This is a genomic window from Vibrio sp. 10N.222.52.B7 (genome assembly GCF_041474275.1).
In the GTDB taxonomy this organism is placed as follows: domain Bacteria; phylum Pseudomonadota; class Gammaproteobacteria; order Enterobacterales; family Vibrionaceae; genus Vibrio; species Vibrio crassostreae_C.
Genome location: NZ_JBFRTU010000002.1, coordinates 124676 through 146458, shown reverse-complemented (window position 1 = coordinate 146458; position 21783 = coordinate 124676). Strand labels below are relative to the sequence as shown.

At 45.2% G+C, this 21783-nt stretch carries 18 protein-coding genes; 13 read left to right on the top strand and 5 right to left on the bottom strand.

Annotation, left to right across the window (positions count from 1 at the left end; translation table 11 throughout):
- Positions 1-249: 249 nt before the first annotated feature.
- From secE to rpoC, 8 genes are all read left to right on the top strand, one after another.
- Positions 250-627, top strand: coding sequence for a preprotein translocase subunit SecE (gene secE, locus AB4512_RS01515; RefSeq protein ID WP_010435558.1), 378 nt, complete (start codon positions 250-252; stop codon positions 625-627).
- A gap of 13 nt (positions 628-640) precedes the next feature.
- Positions 641-1189, top strand: coding sequence for a transcription termination/antitermination protein NusG (nusG, locus tag AB4512_RS01510; RefSeq protein ID WP_010435556.1), 549 nt, complete (start codon positions 641-643; stop codon positions 1187-1189).
- Positions 1190-1402: 213 nt separating this feature from the next.
- A complete protein-coding gene (gene rplK / locus AB4512_RS01505; protein WP_010435555.1) occupies positions 1403-1831 on the top strand; it encodes a 50S ribosomal protein L11 in 429 nt (142 codons plus the stop codon).
- A 4-nt stretch (positions 1832-1835) separates the two neighbouring features.
- Positions 1836-2540: a 50S ribosomal protein L1 gene (rplA, locus tag AB4512_RS01500; protein ID WP_372174202.1), complete on the top strand. Its 705-nt coding sequence runs from the start codon at positions 1836-1838 to the stop codon at positions 2538-2540.
- Between the two features lie 250 nt (positions 2541-2790).
- Positions 2791-3285, top strand: coding sequence for a 50S ribosomal protein L10 (gene rplJ / locus AB4512_RS01495; RefSeq protein WP_017060524.1), 495 nt, complete (start codon positions 2791-2793; stop codon positions 3283-3285).
- A gap of 57 nt (positions 3286-3342) precedes the next feature.
- Positions 3343-3711, top strand: coding sequence for a 50S ribosomal protein L7/L12 (gene rplL / locus AB4512_RS01490; protein WP_017060525.1), 369 nt, complete (start codon positions 3343-3345; stop codon positions 3709-3711).
- Positions 3712-3946: 235 nt separating this feature from the next.
- Entirely contained in the window at positions 3947-7975 is a 4029-nt protein-coding gene (gene rpoB, locus AB4512_RS01485; protein WP_017060526.1) for a DNA-directed RNA polymerase subunit beta, read from the top strand.
- A 92-nt stretch (positions 7976-8067) separates the two neighbouring features.
- Positions 8068-12270, top strand: a complete 4203-nt coding sequence (gene rpoC, locus AB4512_RS01480) for a DNA-directed RNA polymerase subunit beta' (RefSeq protein WP_017060527.1) — start codon at positions 8068-8070, stop codon at positions 12268-12270.
- Between the two features lie 330 nt (positions 12271-12600).
- Here rpoC and AB4512_RS01475 read toward each other — a convergent pair whose 3' ends face one another.
- Positions 12601-13098, bottom strand: coding sequence for an Rsd/AlgQ family anti-sigma factor (locus tag AB4512_RS01475; protein ID WP_032546263.1), 498 nt, complete (start codon positions 13096-13098; stop codon positions 12601-12603).
- Positions 13099-13263: 165 nt separating this feature from the next.
- On the opposite strand from AB4512_RS01475, the gene nudC reads away from it, so the two are divergent.
- Together nudC and hemE are read left to right on the top strand one after the other, a co-directional pair.
- On the top strand, positions 13264-14073 hold the full coding sequence (gene nudC / locus AB4512_RS01470; RefSeq protein ID WP_372174201.1) for an NAD(+) diphosphatase: 810 nt from the start codon (positions 13264-13266) through the stop codon (positions 14071-14073).
- A 300-nt stretch (positions 14074-14373) separates the two neighbouring features.
- Complete coding sequence (gene hemE / locus AB4512_RS01465) at positions 14374-15441, top strand: uroporphyrinogen decarboxylase (RefSeq protein WP_017060530.1); 1068 nt, start codon at positions 14374-14376, stop codon at positions 15439-15441.
- A 103-nt stretch (positions 15442-15544) separates the two neighbouring features.
- On the opposite strand, the gene AB4512_RS01460 is transcribed toward hemE, so the two are convergent.
- Both AB4512_RS01460 and AB4512_RS01455 read right to left on the bottom strand, forming a co-directional pair.
- Positions 15545-16138 (bottom strand): uracil-DNA glycosylase family protein, encoded by a 594-nt coding sequence (locus AB4512_RS01460; RefSeq protein ID WP_017065640.1) that lies wholly within the window; start codon positions 16136-16138, stop codon positions 15545-15547.
- Positions 16138-17064, bottom strand: a complete 927-nt coding sequence (locus tag AB4512_RS01455; RefSeq protein WP_017062698.1) for a D-2-hydroxyacid dehydrogenase — start codon at positions 17062-17064, stop codon at positions 16138-16140. Before AB4512_RS01455 ends, AB4512_RS01460 begins: the two co-directional genes overlap by 1 nt.
- 71 nt (positions 17065-17135) lie before the next feature.
- On the opposite strand from AB4512_RS01455, the gene AB4512_RS01450 reads away from it, so the two are divergent.
- The gene (locus AB4512_RS01450) at positions 17136-17723 is read left to right on the top strand and encodes a YjaG family protein (RefSeq protein ID WP_017062699.1); all 588 of its coding nucleotides are present in this window, start codon (positions 17136-17138) and stop codon (positions 17721-17723) included.
- Positions 17724-17803: 80 nt separating this feature from the next.
- On the opposite strand, the gene AB4512_RS01445 is transcribed toward AB4512_RS01450, so the two are convergent.
- Positions 17804-18970: a CNNM domain-containing protein gene (locus AB4512_RS01445; protein ID WP_372174199.1), complete on the bottom strand. Its 1167-nt coding sequence runs from the start codon at positions 18968-18970 to the stop codon at positions 17804-17806.
- A 270-nt stretch (positions 18971-19240) separates the two neighbouring features.
- On the opposite strand from AB4512_RS01445, the gene hupA reads away from it, so the two are divergent.
- Together hupA and AB4512_RS01435 are read left to right on the top strand one after the other, a co-directional pair.
- Positions 19241-19513, top strand: a complete 273-nt coding sequence (gene hupA / locus AB4512_RS01440; RefSeq protein WP_004729753.1) for a nucleoid-associated protein HU-alpha — start codon at positions 19241-19243, stop codon at positions 19511-19513.
- 47 nt (positions 19514-19560) lie between these two features.
- Positions 19561-20259 (top strand): DUF1481 domain-containing protein, encoded by a 699-nt coding sequence (locus AB4512_RS01435; RefSeq protein ID WP_372174197.1) that lies wholly within the window; start codon positions 19561-19563, stop codon positions 20257-20259.
- Between the two features lie 181 nt (positions 20260-20440).
- Here the strand turns inward: AB4512_RS01435 and purD are convergent, their stop codons facing one another.
- Positions 20441-21730: a phosphoribosylamine--glycine ligase gene (gene purD / locus AB4512_RS01430; protein WP_017062702.1), complete on the bottom strand. Its 1290-nt coding sequence runs from the start codon at positions 21728-21730 to the stop codon at positions 20441-20443.
- Positions 21731-21783 lie beyond the last annotated feature (53 nt).

Genomic DNA, 21783 nt, shown 5'->3' with positions numbered 1-21783 from the left:
GTGTTGTAGCTAAAATCTTTGCATAAGATTTGACGAACCACTAGTAAAAAGGGCATCATTTGATGCCCTTTTTCTGCGCTAAAAAAAGAGTTGGATGTTTTGACATCGATTTTTGCTCTTAGCAAAGAATTAAACGGTCTTTTTGACTAAAATGACTGTTAGATGTGTTGTTTTGCAACGCAAAGGAATGTGCCCTGCAACAGCGGGGTTATTGTCGTCTATATTTAAGACTTATCACAGGTTGGTTTTATGAAAGCAAACGCTGAAACTCCTGATAGCTCAGGTGCAGCAGATACAATGAAGTGGATTGTCGCTTTTGTTCTGTTGGCTGCTGCTGTTGTGGGTAATTACCTGTATGGTGAATTGTCTGTTGTAATTCGCGCTGCAGGTGTAGTTGTGCTGATTGCTGCCGCACTAGGCGTTGCAGCAACAACAACTAAAGGTAAAGCTGCGATCGATTTTGCAAAAGAATCTCGTATGGAGATTCGTAAAGTTGTTTGGCCTACTCGCCAAGAAACTATGCAAACTACATTGATCGTTTTAGCTGTATGTATTGTTATGTCTCTAGTGCTTTGGGGAATTGACGGCATTATGGTCCGTCTAGTTTCTCTAGCAACTGGGGTGTAGAGGGTTCTGATTCATGAGTGAAGCTCCAAAAAAACGTTGGTATGTAGTTCAAGCCTTTTCTGGCTTTGAAGGTCGTGTTGCACAGTCGCTACGCGAGCATATTAAAATGCACAACATGGAAGAACTATTTGGCGATGTGCTAGTACCTACTGAAGAAGTAGTGGAAATGCGTGCAGGCCAACGCCGTAAAAGTGAACGTAAATTCTTCCCTGGCTACGTATTAGTTCAAATGATCATGAATGATGAATCATGGCACTTAGTACGCAGCATTCCGCGTGTTATGGGCTTCATTGGTGGTACCTCTGATCGTCCTGCACCAATCACTGATAAAGAAGCTGATGCTATCTTGAACCGTCTAGAGAAAGCGAGCGAGTCTCCACGTCCTAAGACAATGTTCGAAGCGGGTGAAGTGGTTCGTGTGAACGATGGTCCATTTGCTGACTTCAACGGTACTGTTGAAGAAGTAGATTACGAGAAAAGCCGCATTAAGGTATCTGTATCGATCTTTGGTCGTGCAACACCGGTTGAGCTTGAATTTGGTCAGGTTGAAAAACTGGACTAAAACTCTAAGTTTTGAACAAGCTGTGGATAAATACTTCATAAGTTGTTCAAAATAAAAGAGTATAAAAAATCACCTTTTTAGGGTTGTTAAAGGCGCGAATTATGATTATAATTTCGCGCCTTTTTGCTTCTGTGGAAGTGAAAAAGAGTTAATTGAATTTATGGGGAGCTCGCCTTGCGGCTAGCGCATGTACCCAAAATATTAGGAAATATCATGGCTAAGAAAGTTGAAGCTTATATCAAACTGCAAGTTGCAGCTGGTATGGCAAACCCAAGTCCACCGGTTGGTCCTGCTCTAGGTCAACACGGCGTGAACATCATGGAATTCTGTAAAGCGTTCAACGCAAAAACAGAATCTGTTGAGAAAGGTCTACCTACTCCAGTAGTTATTACTGTTTACAACGACCGTTCTTTCACGTTCGTAACTAAGACTCCACCTGCTGCTGTTCTTCTTAAGAAAGCTGCTGGCGTTAAGTCTGGTTCAGGTCGTCCAAACACTGAGAAAGTTGGTACTGTAACTGACGCTCAAGTTCAGGAAATCGCAGAAACTAAAGCTGCTGATATGACTGGTGCTGACATCGAAGCAATGAAACGTTCTATTGCTGGTACTGCTCGTTCAATGGGCCTAGTGGTAGAGGGATAAGATCATGGCTAAACTTACTAAGCGTATGCGCGTAATCCGCGACAAAGTTGACTCAACTAAAGAATACGAAATCAACGAAGCTGTTGCTCTTCTTAAAGAACTAGCGACTGCTAAATTCGTTGAGTCTGTAGATGTTGCTGTTAACCTAGGCATCGATGCTCGTAAATCTGACCAAAACGTTCGTGGCGCAACAGTGCTACCTCACGGTACTGGCCGTGACATCCGCGTTGCTGTTTTCACTCAAGGTGCAAACGCAGAAGCTGCTAAAGCTGCTGGAGCAGATATCGTTGGTATGGAAGATCTTGCTGAGCAAGTGAAAAAAGGCGAAATGAACTTCGACGTAGTTGTTGCTTCTCCAGATGCAATGCGTGTTGTTGGTCAACTAGGTACAATCCTAGGTCCACGCGGCCTTATGCCAAACCCTAAAGTTGGTACTGTAACTCCTAACGTTGCTGAAGCGGTTAAGAACGCTAAAGCTGGTCAGGTTCGTTACCGTAACGACAAGAACGGCATCATCCACACTACTATCGGTAAAGCATCTTTCGAAGCTAGCCAGCTTCAAGAGAACCTAGAAGCTCTTCTAGTTGCTCTTAAGAAAGCTAAGCCTTCTTCAGCTAAGGGTTCTTACCTGAAGAAAGTAAGCATCTCTACTACGATGGGTGCTGGTGTTGCTGTTGATCAAGCTAGTCTTGACACTCAAGCAAACTAATTTGCTTAGGCGCAGATTTAGTGTATACTTCTGCGCCTAATATTTGTGGTTGGGTGGTTTTAAAGCAATTTGAAATCATCTATCCCAAGACCGTAGGCGCTGTCGATTTTCATTAGATTATTGATAGCTTAATAAAACCTACGTAGGCGATGTTGTGGTTTGAAATGAATTTATTCATTTTTAAATAACATCGTAAACGCTCATTACATTTTGTATTGAGTGCTGTAATCACAACCAGAGGTTAATCCAAATGGCTTTAAATCTTCAAGACAAAAAAGCAATTGTTGCTGAAGTCAACGAAGCTGCCAGTGGTGCACTTTCTGCAGTTGTAGCTGATTCTCGTGGCGTTGAAGTTGGCGCAATGACTTCTCTACGTAAACAAGCTCGCGAAGCGGGTGTTTACATGAAAGTTGTTCGTAACACACTAGCACGCCGTGCGGTTCAGGGTACAGACTACGAGTGTCTAGTAGACACTTTCACTGGTCCAACTCTGATCGCGTTCTCTAACGAGCACCCAGGTGCTGCAGCGCGTCTTTTCAAAGACTTCGCTAAAGAGAACAAAGATTTCGAGATCAAAGCTGCTGCATTTGAAGGCGCAGTTACTGATGCTGAAGTACTAGCGACACTACCAACTTACGACGAAGCTATCGCACGCCTAATGATGTGCATGAAAGAAGCTTCTGCTGGCAAGCTGGTTCGTACTATCGCTGCACTACGTGACCAAAAAGAAGAAGCAGCGGCTTAAGCCTTGCTTTTCACTGGTTGCAAATTAAACTTATTGTTGACTTAAAAGAGAATTGTTATGTCTATTACTAACGAGCAAATCCTAGACGCAGTTGCAGAAATGTCTGTAATGCAAGTTGTTGAGCTTATCGAAGCTATGGAAGAGAAATTCGGCGTTTCAGCTGCAGCTGCAGTTGTAGCTGGTGGCGCAGCTGGCGGCGACGCTGCTGCTGAGCAAACTGAATTCGACGTTATCCTAACTGCTGCTGGCGCTAACAAAGTACAAGTTATCAAAGCTGTACGTGGCGCAACTGGCCTAGGTCTTAAAGAAGCTAAAGGTCTTGTAGACTCAGCTCCTGCAGCGCTTAAAGAAGGCGTTGACAAAGCTGAAGCTGAAGCTCTTAAAGCACAGCTAGAAGAAGCTGGCGCTTCTGTTGAAATCAAGTAATTATTACTTAATTTCATAGCCGCAAGGCTAATGGCTGGTGGTTTATTAACCACCGGCCTTTTTGCGCTGTAGGGCTATGACGAAATTTCCGCTGTTTAACCGTCATAATCCGAGCAAAAAAACAGTCATTTTTTCGAAATGATTGTTCACTACCACTAAACAGCTGTTTGTCACCACCCCCTCTGAAGAGTGTTTTGGGTGGTTTGGGTCACTTATCAGCGAGCTGAGGAACCCCATGGTTTACTCTTATACCGAGAAAAAGCGCATCCGTAAGGATTTTGGTACTCGTCCACAAGTTTTGGACATTCCATACCTGTTATCGATCCAGCTTGATTCTTTCGACAAATTCATCGAACAGGATCCAGAAGGTCAATACGGTCTTGAAGCTGCTTTCCGTTCTGTATTTCCAATTCAGAGCTACAACGGCAATTCTGAGCTGCAATACGTTAGCTACCGTCTTGGTGAGCCAGTTTTTGACGTTAAAGAATGTCAAATCCGCGGTGTTACTTACTCAAAGCCACTACGCGTAAAACTACGTCTAGTTATCTTTGATCGAGATGCACCAGCAGGTACTGTAAAAGACATTAAAGAACAAGAAGTCTACATGGGCGAAATTCCGCTTATGACAGACAATGGTACTTTCGTAATTAATGGTACCGAGAGGGTTATCGTATCCCAGCTGCACCGAAGCCCAGGCGTGTTCTTCGACAGTGATAAGGGTAAGACCCACTCATCAGGTAAAGTTCTTTATAACGCACGTGTAATTCCTTACCGTGGCTCATGGTTAGACTTTGAGTTCGATCCTAAGGATAACTTATTCGTACGTATCGACCGTCGTCGTAAGCTACCAGCATCGATTATTCTTCGTGCACTTGGTAAATCGACTGAAGAGATCCTAGATCTGTTCTTCGACAAGGTGAACTTCGAAGTTAAAGACCAAACTCTTCTTATGGAGTTGGTTCCTGATCGTCTACGTGGTGAAACTGCGTCATTCGACATCGAAGCAAACGGTAAAACTTACGTTGAGACTGGTCGTCGTGTTACTGCTCGCCATATCCGTCAACTTGAAAAAGATGGCGTTGAGCACATCGAAGTACCAGTAGAGTACATCGTTGGTAAAGTTGCATCTAAAGATTACATCAACGAAGCAACTGGCGAGATCATCGTTGGCGCGAACCAAGAGATTAGCCTAGAAGCTCTTGCTAACCTGTCTCAAGCAGGCCACAAGGCTCTACAAACTCTGTTCACGAATGACCTAGATCACGGTCCATTCATGTCAGACACTCTACGTGCAGATAGCACAGTAGATCGCATCTCTGCATTGGTAGAAATCTACCGCATGATGCGTCCTGGCGAGCCACCAACGAAAGAAGCTGCAGAGTCTCTATTCGAAAGCCTATTCTTCTCTGAAGAACGTTACGACCTATCAACTGTAGGCCGTATGAAGTTCAACAGCTCTATCGAGCGTGAAGAAGAAGAAGAGCGCGGTACTCTGGATGAATCAGACATCATCGAAGTGATGAAGAAACTGATTGGTATCCGTAACGGTATTGGTGAAGTGGACGATATCGACCACCTTGGCAACCGTCGTATCCGTTCTGTAGGTGAAATGGCAGAAAACCAATTCCGTGTTGGTCTAGTTCGTGTAGAACGTGCCGTTAAAGAGCGCCTAAGCCTTGGTGACCTTGATGCAATCATGCCTCAAGATCTTATCAACGCTAAGCCGATCTCTGCTGCAGTTAAAGAATTCTTTGGCTCTTCACAGCTTTCACAGTTCATGGACCAAAACAACCCATTGTCAGAAGTTACGCACAAACGTCGTATCTCTGCTTTAGGTCCTGGTGGTCTTACTCGTGAGCGCGCAGGCTTCGAAGTACGTGACGTTCACGTAACTCACTACGGTCGTCTATGTCCGATCGAAACGCCTGAAGGTCCAAACATCGGTCTAATTAACTCGCTATCTGCGTTTGCACGTTGTAACGATTACGGTTTCCTAGAAACTCCGTACCGTCGTGTAGTAGATGGTGTAGTAACAGAAGAAGTTGATTACCTGTCTGCAATCCAGGAAGGTCAATTCGTAATCGCGCAAGCAAACACCATTCTTACTGAAGAAGGTACGTTTGCAGATGAGCTAATCACAGCTCGTCAAAAAGGTGAATCTGGTCTTCACCCTCGCGATCACGTTGACTACATGGATGTTGCGACAAACCAAGTAGTATCTATCGCTGCTTCGCTTATCCCGTTCCTAGAACACGATGATGCGAACCGTGCATTGATGGGTGCCAACATGCAACGTCAAGCTGTACCAACACTTAAGGCTGATAAGCCTCTAGTAGGTACTGGTATCGAACGTAACATCGCAGTTGACTCTGGTGTTACAGCGGTTGCTAAACGTGGTGGTCAAGTTCAGTCTGTAGACGCTTCTCGTATCGTAGTTAAGGTTAACGAAGATGAATTGGTACCTGGCGAAGCTGGTATCGATATCTACAACCTAACTAAGTACACGCGTTCGAACCAAAACACATGTATTAACCAACGTCCAACTGTACTTCCTGGTGAACCAGTTGCACGCGGCGATGTTCTTGCTGATGGCCCTTCAACAGACCTTGGTGAACTAGCTCTTGGCCAAAACATGCGTATCGCATTCATGCCTTGGAACGGTTACAACTTCGAAGACTCGATCTTAGTATCTGAGCGCGTAGTTCAAGAAGACCGTTTCACGACAATCCACATTCAAGAACTATCTTGTGTGGCTCGTGATACTAAGCTGGGTTCTGAAGAGATCACAGCTGATATTCCAAACGTAGGTGAGTCTGCTCTGTCTAAACTAGACGAGTCAGGTATCGTTTACATTGGTGCTGAAGTTAAGGGTGGCGACATCCTAGTTGGTAAAGTAACCCCTAAAGGTGAAACTCAACTGACTCCTGAAGAGAAGCTACTACGTGCTATCTTCGGTGAGAAAGCATCTGATGTTAAAGATACTTCTCTACGTGTACCAAACTCTGTTTCGGGTACTATCATCGATGTACAAGTCTTCACTCGCGATGGCGTAGAGAAAGACAAGCGTGCACTTGAAATCGAACAGATGCAGCTTAAAGAAGCTAAGAAAGACCTAACTGAAGAGTTCCAAATTCTTGAGGGTGGCCTTCTTAACCGTGTTAAAGCTGTACTTCTGTCTGGTGGTTACTCTGAAGCTAAGCTTGATACTATCGGTCGTAAGCAATGGCTAGAGCAAGTTCTAGAAGACGATGCGCTACAAACACAGCTTGAGCAACTTGCTGAGCAGTGGGATGAGCTAAAAGCAGACTTCGATAAGAAGTTTGAAACTAAGCGTCGTAAAATCACTCAAGGTGATGATCTAGCGCCTGGCGTTCTTAAGATTGTTAAAGTTTACCTAGCGGTTAAACGTCGTATCCAGCCTGGTGATAAGATGGCCGGTCGTCACGGTAACAAAGGTGTAATCTCTAAGATTAACCCTGTTGAAGACATGCCATACGATGAGAAAGGTCAGCCTGTAGACATCGTACTTAACCCGCTGGGTGTACCATCGCGTATGAACATCGGTCAGATCCTAGAAGTTCACTTAGGTTTGGCTGCGAAAGGTATCGGTGACAAGATCAACCAAATGGTTAAGGAACAACAAGAACTGCATAAGTTCCGTGAGTTCCTACAGAAGGTTTACGATCTTGGTGATACTCGTCAGAAAGTTGATATTGCTGAACTGTCTGATGATCAAGTTCGTACACTGATCAAGAACCTACGTGGCGGTCTACCGATTGCTACTCCTGTGTTCGACGGTGCTTCTGAGTCTCTAATCAAAGAACTACTTAAACTGGGTGATCTGCCAGAATCTGGTCAGCTTAAACTGTTTGATGGTCGTACTGGTGATTCGTTTGAGCGTCCTGTAACTGTTGGTTACATGTACATGCTGAAACTGAACCACTTGGTTGATGACAAGATGCATGCTCGTTCAACTGGTTCTTACAGCCTAGTAACTCAGCAACCACTTGGTGGTAAAGCTCAGTTCGGTGGTCAGCGTTTCGGTGAGATGGAAGTATGGGCACTAGAAGCATACGGTGCTGCATATACTCTACAAGAAATGCTAACAGTTAAGTCAGATGACGTTAACGGCCGTACTAAGATGTATAAGAACATCGTAGACGGTAACCATAGCATGGAACCTGGTATGCCTGAGTCGTTCAACGTACTGTTGAAAGAGATTCGCTCGCTAGGTATCAACATCGAGCTAGAAGACGAAGAGTAATCCCTCCTTCTTTTTAAAAGAAGATAGGATTATTTGGTAAAAGGGAGCTTGCTACAGCAGTGAGCTCCTTTAACTCCTTACAGGAGCTGAATGTGAAAGACTTATTAAACTTTCTAAAAGCACAGCATAAGACCGAAGAATTTGATGCAATCAAAATCGGTCTATCTTCACCAGACATGATCCGTTCATGGTCTTTTGGTGAAGTTAAAAAGCCGGAAACAATTAACTATCGTACGTTCAAACCTGAACGTGATGGTCTGTTCTGTGCACGTATTTTTGGTCCAGTTAAAGACTACGAATGTCTTTGTGGCAAATACAAGCGCCTGAAGCACCGTGGTGTTATCTGTGAGAAGTGTGGCGTTGAAGTTACACAAACTAAAGTTCGTCGTGACCGCATGGGCCACATCGAGCTAGCTTCACCAGTTGCTCACATCTGGTTCCTAAAATCACTGCCGTCTCGTATCGGTCTACTAATGGATATCCCTCTACGTGATATCGAACGTGTTCTTTACTTCGAGATGTACGTAGTAACTGAACCAGGTATGACTGATCTAGAAAAATCTCAGATGCTTACTGAAGAAGAGTATCTGGATCGTCTAGAAGAGTGGGGTGACGAATTTACTGCTAAGATGGGTGCTGAAGCGATCAAAGATCTGCTTGCAACAATGGACCTTCATCAAGAAGTGGAAGAAATGCGCGAAGAGTTAGAAACGACTAACTCAGAAACTAAGCGTAAAAAAGTTACTAAGCGCCTGAAGCTAGTTGAAGCGTTCATTGCATCGGGTAACGATCCGCAATGGATGATTCTGACTGTACTTCCGGTTCTGCCGCCAGATCTACGTCCTCTAGTACCACTAGATGGCGGTCGTTTTGCGACTTCAGATCTGAACGACCTTTACCGTCGTGTGATCAACCGTAACAACCGTTTGAAGCGCCTTCTAGAGCTAGCTGCTCCGGACATCATCGTACGTAACGAAAAGCGTATGCTGCAAGAGTCTGTTGATGCACTTCTAGATAACGGTCGTCGTGGTCGTGCTATCACTGGTTCTAACAAGCGTCCTCTGAAATCTCTTGCTGATATGATCAAGGGTAAACAAGGTCGTTTCCGTCAGAACCTTCTAGGTAAACGTGTAGACTACTCTGGCCGTTCTGTAATCACAGTAGGTCCATACCTTCGTCTACATCAGTGTGGTCTTCCTAAGAAGATGGCACTTGAGCTATTTAAGCCGTTCATCTACAGCAAGCTAGAAACTCGTGGCATGGCTACGACAATCAAAGCTGCTAAGAAGATGGTAGAGCGCGAAGAAGCTATCGTTTGGGATATCCTGGACGAAGTAATCCGCGAACACCCAGTACTGCTTAACCGTGCACCTACACTTCACCGTCTAGGTATCCAAGCGTTTGAACCAGTACTAATCGAAGGTAAAGCGATTCAGCTTCACCCACTAGTGTGTGCGGCATACAACGCCGACTTCGATGGTGACCAAATGGCGGTACACGTGCCTCTAACTCTAGAAGCGCAGCTTGAAGCACGTACACTGATGATGTCGACGAATAACATTCTGTCGCCAGCGTCAGGTGATCCGATCATCGTACCTTCTCAGGACGTTGTATTGGGTCTTTACTACATGACACGTGACAAGATCAACGTGAAAGGCGAAGGTATGTACCTTGCTGGCCCTGCTGAGGCTGAAAAGGCATACCGTACTAAGACTGCTGAGCTACACGCTCGCGTTAAAGTACGTATCACCGAAACTGTAGTAGACGAAGATGGTAACAGCACTACTGAAACGAAGATGGTTGATACAACTGTCGGCCGTGCAATGCTATGGCAAATCGTTCCAGCTGGCCTACCGTACAGCATCGTTAACCAAAAGTTAGGTAAGAAGCAGATCTCTACTCTTCTTAACGAGTGTTACCGTAAGCTTGGTCTAAAAGATACAGTAGTATTTGCTGACCAAATCATGTACGCAGGTTTTGCATACGCTGCACTTTCTGGTGTTTCTGTAGGTATCGACGATATGGTTGTACCTCAAGCGAAATACGATGAAATTGAATCTGCTGAAGAAGAAGTTCGCGAAATCCAAGAGCAATTCCAATCTGGTCTTGTTACTGCGGGTGAGCGTTACAACAAAGTTATCGATATCTGGGCATCTACGAATGACCGCGTTGCGAAAGCAATGATGGATAACCTATCTTCTGAAACAGTTATCAACCGTGACGGCGAAGAAGAACAGCAAGAATCGTTCAACAGCATCTACATGATGGCCGACTCGGGCGCACGTGGTTCTGCAGCTCAGATTCGTCAGCTAGCAGGTATGCGTGGTCTGATGGCGCGTCCAGATGGTTCAATCATCGAAACGCCGATCACAGCGAACTTTAAAGAAGGTCTAAACGTCCTTCAGTACTTTATCTCAACGCACGGTGCTCGTAAGGGTCTTGCGGATACAGCACTGAAAACAGCAAACTCGGGTTACCTAACTCGTCGTCTAGTAGACGTTGCTCAAGACGTTGTAGTACACGAACATGACTGTGGCACGCATGAAGGTATCGACATGATGCCTCACATCGAAGGTGGTGACGTTAAAGTTGCACTTTCTGAGCTTGCTCTAGGTCGTGTAGTAGCTGAAGACGTTCTTAAGCCTGGTACTGAAGATGTACTGATTCCACGTAATACTCTGATTGATGAGAAGTGGTGTCAAATCATGGAAGACAACTCAGTAGATAGCATGAAAGTGCGCTCTGTTGTTACCTGTGATGCAGACTTCGGTTGTTGTGCACAGTGTTACGGTCGTGACCTAGCACGTGGTCACCTAGTGAACCAAGGTGAAGCAGTTGGTGTTATCGCTGCACAATCTATCGGTGAACCGGGTACACAGCTAACGATGCGTACGTTCCACATCGGTGGTGCGGCATCTACTGCAGCAGCAGAGAACAGCATCCAAGCTAAGACAACTGGTACTGTGAAACTTCACAATGCTAAGTTCGTAGTTAACAAAGATAAGAAACTGGTTATCACTTCTCGTGCATCTGAGATGACGATTATTGATGAATTCGGCCGTACTAAAGAGAAGCACAAACTTCCTTACGGTTCGATGCTAACCAAAGGCGACAACGCAGCAGTTACTGCTGGTGAAGTTGTAGCTAACTGGGAAGCGCATACCATGCCAATCATCACTGAAGTGGCAGGTCGTATCCAATTCGTAGATATGATCGATGGTATTACAGTTTCTCGTCAAACTGACGATCTAACGGGTCTTTCTTCAAGTGAAGTTACAGACGCAGCAGCTCGCCCAGCAGCAGGTAAAGATATGCGTCCAGCTATCAAACTTGTTGATGAGCAAGGTAACGACGTAATGATCCCTGGTACTGATATGCCAGCTCACTACTTCCTACCTGGCAAAGCGATTGTAAACATCGAAGATGGCGCTGAAGTTGGCATCGGTGACACACTATCTCGTATCCCTCAAAAATCGAGCGGAAACAAAGATATCACCGGTGGTCTACCACGCGTAGCTGACCTATTCGAAGCTCGTAAGCCTAAAGAGCCTGCGATCCTTGCTGAGCACACAGGTACTGTGTCTTTCGGTAAAGAAACGAAAGGTAAGCGTCGTCTAGTAATCACTCGTGAAGGCGGTGACGCTTACGAAGAGATGATTCCTAAGCATCGTCAATTGAACGTGTTCGAAGGTGAGAAGATTGAACGTGGTGATGTAATCGCCGACGGTCCTGAAACTCCACACGATATCCTGCGTCTACGTGGTATCCACGCAGTAACTCAGTACATCGCGAACGAAGTTCAAGAAGTTTACCGCTTACAAGGCGTAAAGATTAACGATAAGCACATCGAGACTATCGTTCGTCAAATGCTACGTAAGTGTACAATCACTCATTCTGGTGACTCTCCGTTCCTACCTGGCGAACAAGTTGAGTACCACAATGTTAAGATTGCTAACCGTAAGCTAGAAGCTGAAGGTAAAGAACTAGTACGTTTCGAACGTGATCTACTAGGTATTACTAAAGCATCTCTTGCAACTGAGTCATTCATCTCAGCTGCATCGTTCCAAGAAACGACTCGCGTACTAACAGAAGCTGCGGTTTCTGGTAAGCGTGATGACCTTCGCGGTCTGAAAGAGAACGTAATTGTTGGTCGTCTGATCCCAGCTGGTACTGGTTTCGCATACCACCAAGAGCGTCAAAAACAACGTGAAGAAGAGCAAGAAGGTCCTTCAGCTGAACAAGCTACTGACAATCTAGCAGCACTTCTAAACGCTGGTTTCTCTTCAGAAGAGTAAGCTCTACGAGTAGTCTCTAAGAGATAAGAAAAAGGCACCTTCGGGTGCCTTTTTTGTATCTGGCGTATTGGTATTTAGCTATGACTTATAAAGTGATAGGTGTGCTTATCTAGCTGGTGAGGTTGGATTTATGTCCTGAAGAGTGCTCTTTGAGGCCAGTAAGATAAAGGGTAGAGATGACTAGGCTGATTAGGGCTGTAACCATATGCTTATGGCTAAAGGTCAGGGCGAGCGAGTAAGCTCTGTCTGAAAGGTTCTGGGTAGTTTGGATAACCTTACAGACAAAACAAAAAGCTTGCACAGAGGCAAGCTTATTAAGGATTCGGCTAACTAAGCGCCTGGTGGAATCGCTAAACTGTCTGCAATAAGCTGGATAAGATTATCTTCTACTTCAAAACGTAGTTCGAGTAGTTCACCTACTTTGGACATATCTCCTTCGAAGTTAGGCAACTCATCGTCTGCATTTACTTTAACGTACTTATCATTGAATTCTAGAAGCGGCTCGGTTGTAAGTACGATCTTCGCGTAAGTTGTATCAATCTCGTCATTGGTTTTAAAGCCTGTTGCTTGCCATTTTTTCATGACCATATCGTAGATCTTAAAATGACCCTCTGAGATATAATCGACAACATGATCACAGAATGAGCTTATTTCTTTAGGTGAAGGGAGTTCAACAACGTTTGATTGCCCGTTGCTAGCTGGCTGCAGGGCACCTAGCTTACAATACTCAACGATTAGAGACTGTCGAGTTTCGAGCCAATGATCGATGACCTCATTAGAGCCACCCCATTGTTCTTGTATTTGTTTGAATTTATTTAGCATGACCATGTCCTCATGATCTGATCACAACCTTGTGATCAAGTAATTGCCTAAGCAGGGTCCGTTTTATTGGTAGCTACTAAAAGTAATAGCTTGAAATATTCTCTGCTACAACTCTAGTATGAAATTAGATTGCCAGTAAAATGAACGAACTGCAAGCAATGAGGCATAGGGATGTTAAAAAAAAGTGATAACAAAATGACAGAGCAAGCTTATTGGTGCGTCGTTTCTGGTAGTGATATTTGGGTTAATAATGATCAGTTTCCGTTTGGCTCTGCTGAAGAGCTAGGGCTGAGTGTGGAGCATGCAATCTGTATTGGTCAGCATCAAGGTCGCAAGGTGTATTGGCTCAACGATTGTGATGTGGAGAATGAGCTGAGCATGGTCAGCCTAAGAGAGTTACTACACTGGCCCGAAGAGAGTTTCTTGACTGCAAGCAAAGCCATCCAATATGGGCATATGACTCAAAGTATGCGTTTTTGCCCTCAGTGTGGTGGTCGAAATCATCTCAATCATAACCAGGTGGCGATGCAGTGTGGAGATTGCCGCACGCTTCACTACCCCCGTATCTTCCCGTGCATCATTGTCGCTGTACGAAACGACAACAAGATATTGCTTGCACAGCACCCAAGACATAAAACAGGCATGTATACCGTGATAGCGGGCTTCCTAGAGGTCGGAGAAACCTTAGAGCAGTGTGTGGCAAGAGAAGTCAAAGAAGAAACGGGTATCGATGTCGATAATATTCGTTATTTTGGCAGCCAGCCATGGGCGTTTCCATCGAGTATGATGATGGGCTTTCTCGCAGATTATGCTGGTGGTACGCTTAAGCCTGACTACAGCGAGCTATCGGATGCTCAATGGTTTGACGTAACAAGCCTACCTGATGTTGCTCCTGTTGGAACTATTGCGAGACAGTTGATTGAGAAAACCGTTGATGACGTGATAAAAGATGGTGTGACGGAGCAGATGCTAGAGCACTAATTTGCCTGTGATAGTATTTGGCCTATGGGTGGTCAAAAGCTAAAAAAAAACCCTCCACAAGTGGAGGGGGTAAGTAAGATGTCGTTATGAGATGCTGAGTAGTGACTACTCAGATGTTATAATTGTAATTTTCGCTAGAGAACAAATTTTTAACATGCTCCCGTAATTGGGTGCAAATTAAGCATTGATTTAAAAGTTAATAACTTGATCTAGGTTGCAAAGCACACAGCTTTTACCCTTCAATCAGTGTTAGAATACTTGCCATCAAAACTAGACAAGATTGAATTGGAATTTAACGGAATGACCGAATTAAAAAACGATCGCTATTTACGCGCACTTTTAAAACAGCCTGTTGATTACACACCGGTATGGATGATGCGCCAAGCTGGCCGCTATCTTCCTGAATACAAAGCAACGCGCGCTGAAGCGGGCGATTTCATGTCTTTGTGCAAAAACGCGGAACTGGCATCAGAAGTAACACTTCAACCTTTACGTCGTTTCCCGCTTGATGCGGCAATCTTGTTCTCAGACATCCTAACTATCCCTGATGCAATGGGCTTAGGTTTGTACTTTGAAACAGGTGAAGGTCCTAAGTTTGAGCGTCCTATCACGTGTAAAGCTGACGTAGAGAAGATTGGCCTACCTGATCCAGAAGGCGAGCTTCAATACGTAATGAATGCCGTTCGTCAGATCCGTAAAGACCTGAAAGGCGAAGTGCCACTGATTGGTTTCTCTGGTAGCCCATGGACTCTAGCGACATACATGGTTGAAGGTGGAAGCTCTAAAGCATTCACTAAGATCAAGAAGATGATGTACGCAGAACCACAAACGCTGCACCTGCTTCTAGACAAGCTGGCTGACAGTGTTATCGAATACTTGAACGCGCAAATTAAAGCGGGTGCTCAATCGGTAATGGTATTTGATACATGGGGTGGTGTACTGACTCCTCGTGACTACAACCTATTCTCACTGCAATACATGCACAAAATCGTTGATGGCCTAATCCGTGAAAACGAAGGTCGTCGAGTACCGGTTACTCTGTTCACTAAGAACGGTGGCATGTGGCTTGAGTCTATCGCAGCAACAGGTTGTGATGCGGTTGGTCTAGACTGGACAATCAACATCGCAGATGCAAAAGCTCGCATCGGCGACAAAGTTGCTCTGCAAGGTAACATGGATCCTTCAATGCTTTACGCTCAGCCTGAACGTATTCGCGAAGAAGTGGGCAGCATCCTTGAAGGCTTCGGCGACGGTGGTACAGGTCATGTATTTAACCTAGGCCACGGTATCCACTTAGATGTACCGCCAGAGAACGCTGGTGTATTCGTTGACGCTGTTCACGAATTGTCTAAGCCTTACCACAAGTAATTCTGAGTAAGATTATTGAAAGCGCTGTTGGGAAACCAACAGCGCTTTTTTATTGCCTGAAATTGGCATTTGATGGCGGTTTAATCTTGTTGTGTGCAGTTAATTAGGTATTTGGATCATGGTAGGCCAAATGCTCAGAGATGTGTTTCCTGATATAAGGAATGACTTCACTTTCAAACCAAGGGTTCTTCTTGAGCCAGATATTATTGCGTGGCGAAGGGTGGGGTAATGGCAAAAACTCAGGCGCCCACCTTTGCCAATCTCGCACGGTTTCGGTCAATGTGCTGGTGGTCTTGTTTGTTAGGTAATGGTTTTGTGCGTACTGGCCAATCAGCAGTGTCATTTGAATATTGGGTAGAGATTGCAGCACTTTGTTATGCCAAAGCTCCGCGCACTCTTTGCGTGGTGGAAGATCACCACTTTTCCCTTTCCCCGGATAACAAAACCCCATAGGCACAATCGCGACTTTTTGCTCGTCGTAAAAAGTATCGCTATCTATCCCTAACCATCCTCTTAATCGTTCGCCACTCGCGTCATTCCAAGGGATCGACGACTCATGCACCTTGATACCCGGCGCTTGGCCTATGATCAGCAAGCGCGCGTTTGGATGCGCTTGAATCACCGGGTTAGCACCGTGTGATAGGTGAGGCTCACAAGCTCGGCATTGTCGAATCTCTTTAAGTAACGAAGAGGACATCAGTAACCTTTTTCAAAATCGATGACATGATTAAGTGTAAAGCCATCTCGCCACTGTTTGTAATTCTCTGCGAAGATCTCGACTACTTGTCTTGGCTCACTGAGTGCAGCGATGTGTGGAGTGATGGTGACTTGCGGTAGTTTCCAGAAAGGGTGTTCCTGAGAGAGGGGTTCACTTTCAAACACATCTAAAAATGCGTGTTCTACCCATCTGTTTTTTATGGCGAGCAACAAGGCTTTATTGTCGATGCTTTCCCCTCGACCGACATTAAACAGCAACACATTAGAGCAGTAACCTAACGTGGTTTGGTTCAACAGCTGATAGGTTTCAGCGGTTGATGGCAAGGTGTTGACCACAATATCGGCCTGCTTAAGGGCAGCCTCTATCTCATTGATGTGGAAAGTCTCTTTAAAGGTTTCTTGTTTGGATGGGATGCCGGTACGGTTGACACCTATGGTATGAATACCAAAAGCCGCCGCGGTTTTTGCCAAATGACTGCCGATTGAACCTGTTCCTAAAATCACCATAGTTTTGTCAGTTAGGCTAGTATAAAGCTGTGGCTGCCAGTTTCGTTGTTGTTGATGCTGGTGGTAATGAGGGAAGTGTCTACAGTGACTGATTGTGTAACCCAATACGTATTCTGCGATAGCCGGACCAAAGATGCCTTTGACGTTGGTTAGCGTATAGTCCTGACGCAGATCTGGCTGAGTGAGTTTATTGATTCCGGCATAGGTACTCTGTACCCAGTCTAGCTCTTTAAACTCGCCGAGGCGCTCTGCGATTAGAGGTGGTGACGCCAAGACAATCTGTGCTGATTTGGGGTTTTGAGTGATTTCTAGGTCGGGTAAATCCTGGTTTAGAATCAGTTGCGTATAGGTATCGTCATGCTCAGTAAGAATATAGAGCTTATTCGTAAAATTGTTCATCGGCTTACCTTTTCCCCCCAGGGTTTATCAAGTACACTTTCGCTGTCTTTTTCTGCAATTATTGAGTGACTATGCTTCAGAATCCACTGCAGGTTCGTCTTGAAAAGTTAGAACCTTGGCAACAAATTACCTTTATGGCGTGTCTATGTGAGCGTATGTACCCTAACTATGCCATGTTTTGTGAGAATACAGAATTTGCGGAAGCTCGAATCTATCGTGATGTTTTGGATAGCATTTGGGAAATCCTGACGGTTAAAACAGCAAAGGTGAACTTTGAGCGTCAACTTGAGAAGGTTGAAGAGCTATTCCCTAGCGGTGATGATTTTGATTTTTATGGTGTTTACCCAGCAATGGACGCATGCCAAGGCCTAGCAACGCTAATTCATGGTCTGCTTGACCGTGAACATATGTTGGAAGCGGTAATTAAAGTGAGTCAACAATCGGTGAAGACGGTTGCTGAGCTTGAGTTTGCTCAAGGCGCTGAAGAAGTGACGAACGAAAACCAGAAAGAAAACGAAGCGGTGTGTGAAGAGTGGGACGTTCAGTGGGCCATTTTCCGACCTCTACGTGAAACGACTGAGCGTGACTTAGAGCTGATCAAAGACCTACGCCACGAACTGCGTGAAGACCCAGTCAGTAACATTGGTGTTGCGCTATAATTCGCAATTGCACCTAGGTACGAATAAAAACAAAGGCTCCCTAGGGAGCCTTTGTGGTATCTGACGGTATCAAATTGAGATTAAGCGTCTTTTTTGTCTTCGTTCTGCACTTTGTCTTTTGATGCGTCGTCGTCATTCGTTGATTTTGCATCTGAAGAGTCGTTGTCTGCTGGAGTTTCTTCCTCTAGCTCGTCCTCGTCATCGCGGTTTTCGATAACACCGTGTGTCTCTTTCCACTTCTCCCAGCGTTGGAACGCCAGTTCTTGCATATCAGTCGTCTTATCCGCTTCATCGACAATCTCTTCGCCCACTAGGTGCTCAAAGATGTCTTCTAGGGTGATGATGCCCTGAATAGTGCCGTATTCGTCCACAACTAAAGACAGTTGCAGGCGGTTTGCCATCATCTGGTCAAAGGCTTTAGCCAAGCCCATGTTGTTCAGCAACACGTGGATAGGGCGCATTACCTCACCCAGAGCTTTCTCACCACAACCGGCTTGCTGCAATCTAAACAGCTCTAAGCGGTGAACAAAACCGATGATGTTGTCACTCTGCTCGCTGTAAACCAGCGGGCGTGAGAATGGCGTGTCTTTATGTTGTTCTAGGAAGGTATTGACACTCATTTCCGCATCAACACGGAATACCACTGGGCGCGGCGTCATTATTTGAGTCACGGGTACATCTTGAATACCCAGTAGGTTGCTCAGGATTTTTGATTCGCCTTCTGCAAATTCACCGCTCTCTTTTGCCAAAATCGCCATTGCAGATAGTTCATCACGCATTTTGGGTGCTTGGTGGCCACGAGCAAGACGTTTGGTGATCTGTTCTGAGAACCATACAAACGGTGTTAGGAAGAACACCATCCAACGCAGCACACTTGCTGAAGTAGGAGCAAGTTGACGCCAGTAGGTTGCACCAATGGTTTTTGGAACAATCTCAGACAGTACCAAAATACCTAGCGTTAGCACGGCAGAGAAGACACCTAACCATTGGCTACCAAAAACGACAGCCGCTTGTGCACCTGCTGTCGCAGCACCGATAGTATGCGCGATGGTGTTGAGCGTTAAAATTGACGCAAGCGGGCGGTCAATATCTGTTTTCAGTTTGTCTAAAGACTCTGCTGCAGGGTGCCCATTTTGTTTTAGTTGAGCAATGTAGCTCGGACTAATACTCAAAAGTACAGCTTCCAAAACAGAACAAATGAAAGAAACTCCAATAGCAATGGAGACGTAAATAGTTAGCAGCAGCATGTTTGCCCTTAAATTAAATTGTACGCTTTAGCAGCGATTCAGCGTGGATTATAGTGAAAAAGTAGTGGCTAGGTCATCATTAATTTTGCTCTCAGCCCCTTTTAAACAAGGGCTTGCTTAATAAAATCAGTAACAAATTGTGAGTTATTACTCATATTATGGCTAAAACTACGGCATTAGAGCTAAAGATCGACGACAAACCTTTGCCAGATGGGGCATTTATGTTTTAGAGTGAATTGAATTCAAAAATACAAAGAAGGGAAACCTAAAATGAACAAGACTCAATTAATCGACTTTATTGCTGAAAAAGCGGACCTTTCTAAAGCACAAGCTAAAGCTGCTCTAGAAGCGACTCTTGGCGGTGTTACAGATGCTCTTAAAGATGGCGATCAAGTTCAGCTAATTGGTTTTGGTACTTTTAAAGTAAACCACCGTGCAGCTCGCACTGGTCGTAACCCAAAAACTGGTGATGAGATCCAAATCGCTGCTGCAAATGTTCCAGCATTTGTTGCAGGTAAAGCGCTGAAAGATTCAGTGAAATAATCTAAACTGTACCGAGGTAGTCGTATTCCACCTCGGTACAGGTTTTTATGAAAAAAGCATTTCTTCTCGTTTCACTATTATCTACATTTCTTATTGGCTGTTCTTCAACAAGCCCTCGCAAAAACCTAGAGCAATTTGAAACTCACACCGGCGGCCAAGTCATGGGCGACGCGACAAGTTTTTACTGGGTTACAAACAAGCTAACACAACCTCATACTTCAGCTGACTACGTCACTGTAGGCGATTACGGCTGGTACCAAACTGACTATGCTTGGTCAGAAAGTGTGCTTCGTGAATTCATTCGTGAAGGCGAGCAGCGTAACTCTTCTAATAAGCTGGTTCCTTATCGTGTCCATGTGCGTTTCAATAAGTCGGGCGAAGCTGTGTATCAACAGTATCGTATCGACAGCAAAATCTTACCTATCCAAGCTAAGCAGCTTGAAAACTACCAGAAAGAAGCTAAATCGGTTCTAGAGACTACGATGAAGCAGAATGACGAAGGGCTAAGATTGGTTCAGGGTTACTGGGATGGCAGCTCTTTTAAGACGTGCGCTGGTGGTGAATTTGATCGCATTGAATTTAACCAGACTTTACCAAGCTTCGTGATCGACCGATTGGCATCTGTGGAAAGCTATGCGGCGTTTCTTGGCAGTGATTCACTGGGTAAGATGAGCGTGGAAGAGTTACTGATGCTGGCTGAATACAGCCATGATTGTGTCGTTAGGCCATCATTGTTGAAAGAATAGCGAGTAATCAAAGGATTGAGAGTATTTGGCCTACTGTAGGCCAAGTGCCTATTTGTCTGTACAAATACAGATTCTTGTGTAAATGAGATAATAAAAGGCGCCTATTGAGGCGCCTTTTTCTGTTATTCACTTGCTGTCATTTGCTTACTGTTATTGGAAAGTAAGCGAGCAACAAGATTGTTTACTGCTCTTGTTCGCGCGCAATCGCACGGTAACCAATATCATTGCGGTGGAACATACCATTCCAGCTAACTTGCTTCGTCAACGCGTAAGCGCGCTCTTGAGCCTCAGAAACCGTATTGCCCAGTGCTGTTGCACAAAGTACACGACCGCCGTTTGTCACAACGTCGCCAGCTTCATTATTTGTCGTACCCGCGTGGAAAACCTTTTGGCCTTCAACTTCGCTTGTTGGTAGTGAAATAACGTCACCTTTTGCGTAGTCAGCAGGGTAACCGCCAGCCGCAAGAACAACACCGATAGAAGCGCGTGGATCCCACTTCGATTCTGCTTCGTCGAGCTTCTCGTCGATAGCCATTAGGCAAAGTTCAACAAGGTCTGACTCCATACGCATCATGATAGGTTGCGTTTCAGGGTCGCCAAAGCGGCAGTTGTATTCGATAACTTTAGGTGTGCCGTCAGCATCGATCATTAGGCCAGCGTAAAGGAAACCTGTGTAAGGTGCGCCTTCTGCGTCCATACCACGTACCGTTGGGTAGATAACTTCCTCAAGGATACGGTTGTGGATTTCTGGAGTTACAACCGGCGCAGGAGAGTAAGCACCCATGCCGCCCGTGTTTGGCCCAGTGTCTTTGTCGCCAACACGTTTGTGATCTTGGCTGGTGGCCATAGGAAGCACGCTAGAGCCGTCAACCATTACGATGAAGCTTGCTTCTTCGCCTTCGAGGAACTCTTCGATAACAACGCGGCTGCCTGCTTCGCCAAAGGCGTTGCCCGCTAGCATGTCTTTGATTGCGTCTTCTGCTTCTTCAAGGGTCATCGCAACGATAACGCCTTTACCTGCCGCAAGACCGTCAGCTTTCACTACGATAGGAGCGCCTTGCTCGCGAACGTAAGCGATAGCTGGCTCAATCTCAGTGAAGTTTGAGTAGTAACCTGTTGGGATATCATGACGAGCTAGGAAGTCTTTAGTGAATGCTTTAGAGCCTTCAAGCTGTGCTGCAGCTTGAGTAGGGCCGAAGATTGGCAAACCTACTTCGCGGAATGCATCAACCACACCGATAACCAATGGTGCTTCAGGGCCCACGATAGTCAGTTCGATTTTTTTATCTTGAGCAAACGCGACTAAACCAGCGATGTCTTCAACGCCGATGTTTACGTTCTCTAGTTTTGGCTCAAGTGCAGTACCTGCGTTACCTGGTGCGATGAATACTGTTTCAACGTTTGGGTTTTGTGCTGCTTTCCAACCTAGTGCATGCTCACGACCGCCAGCACCAATAATCAATACATTCATGTTTTAAACCTTCAATCAAAATTGATAGTAGTAGAACTAAAAAATGTCTGAGC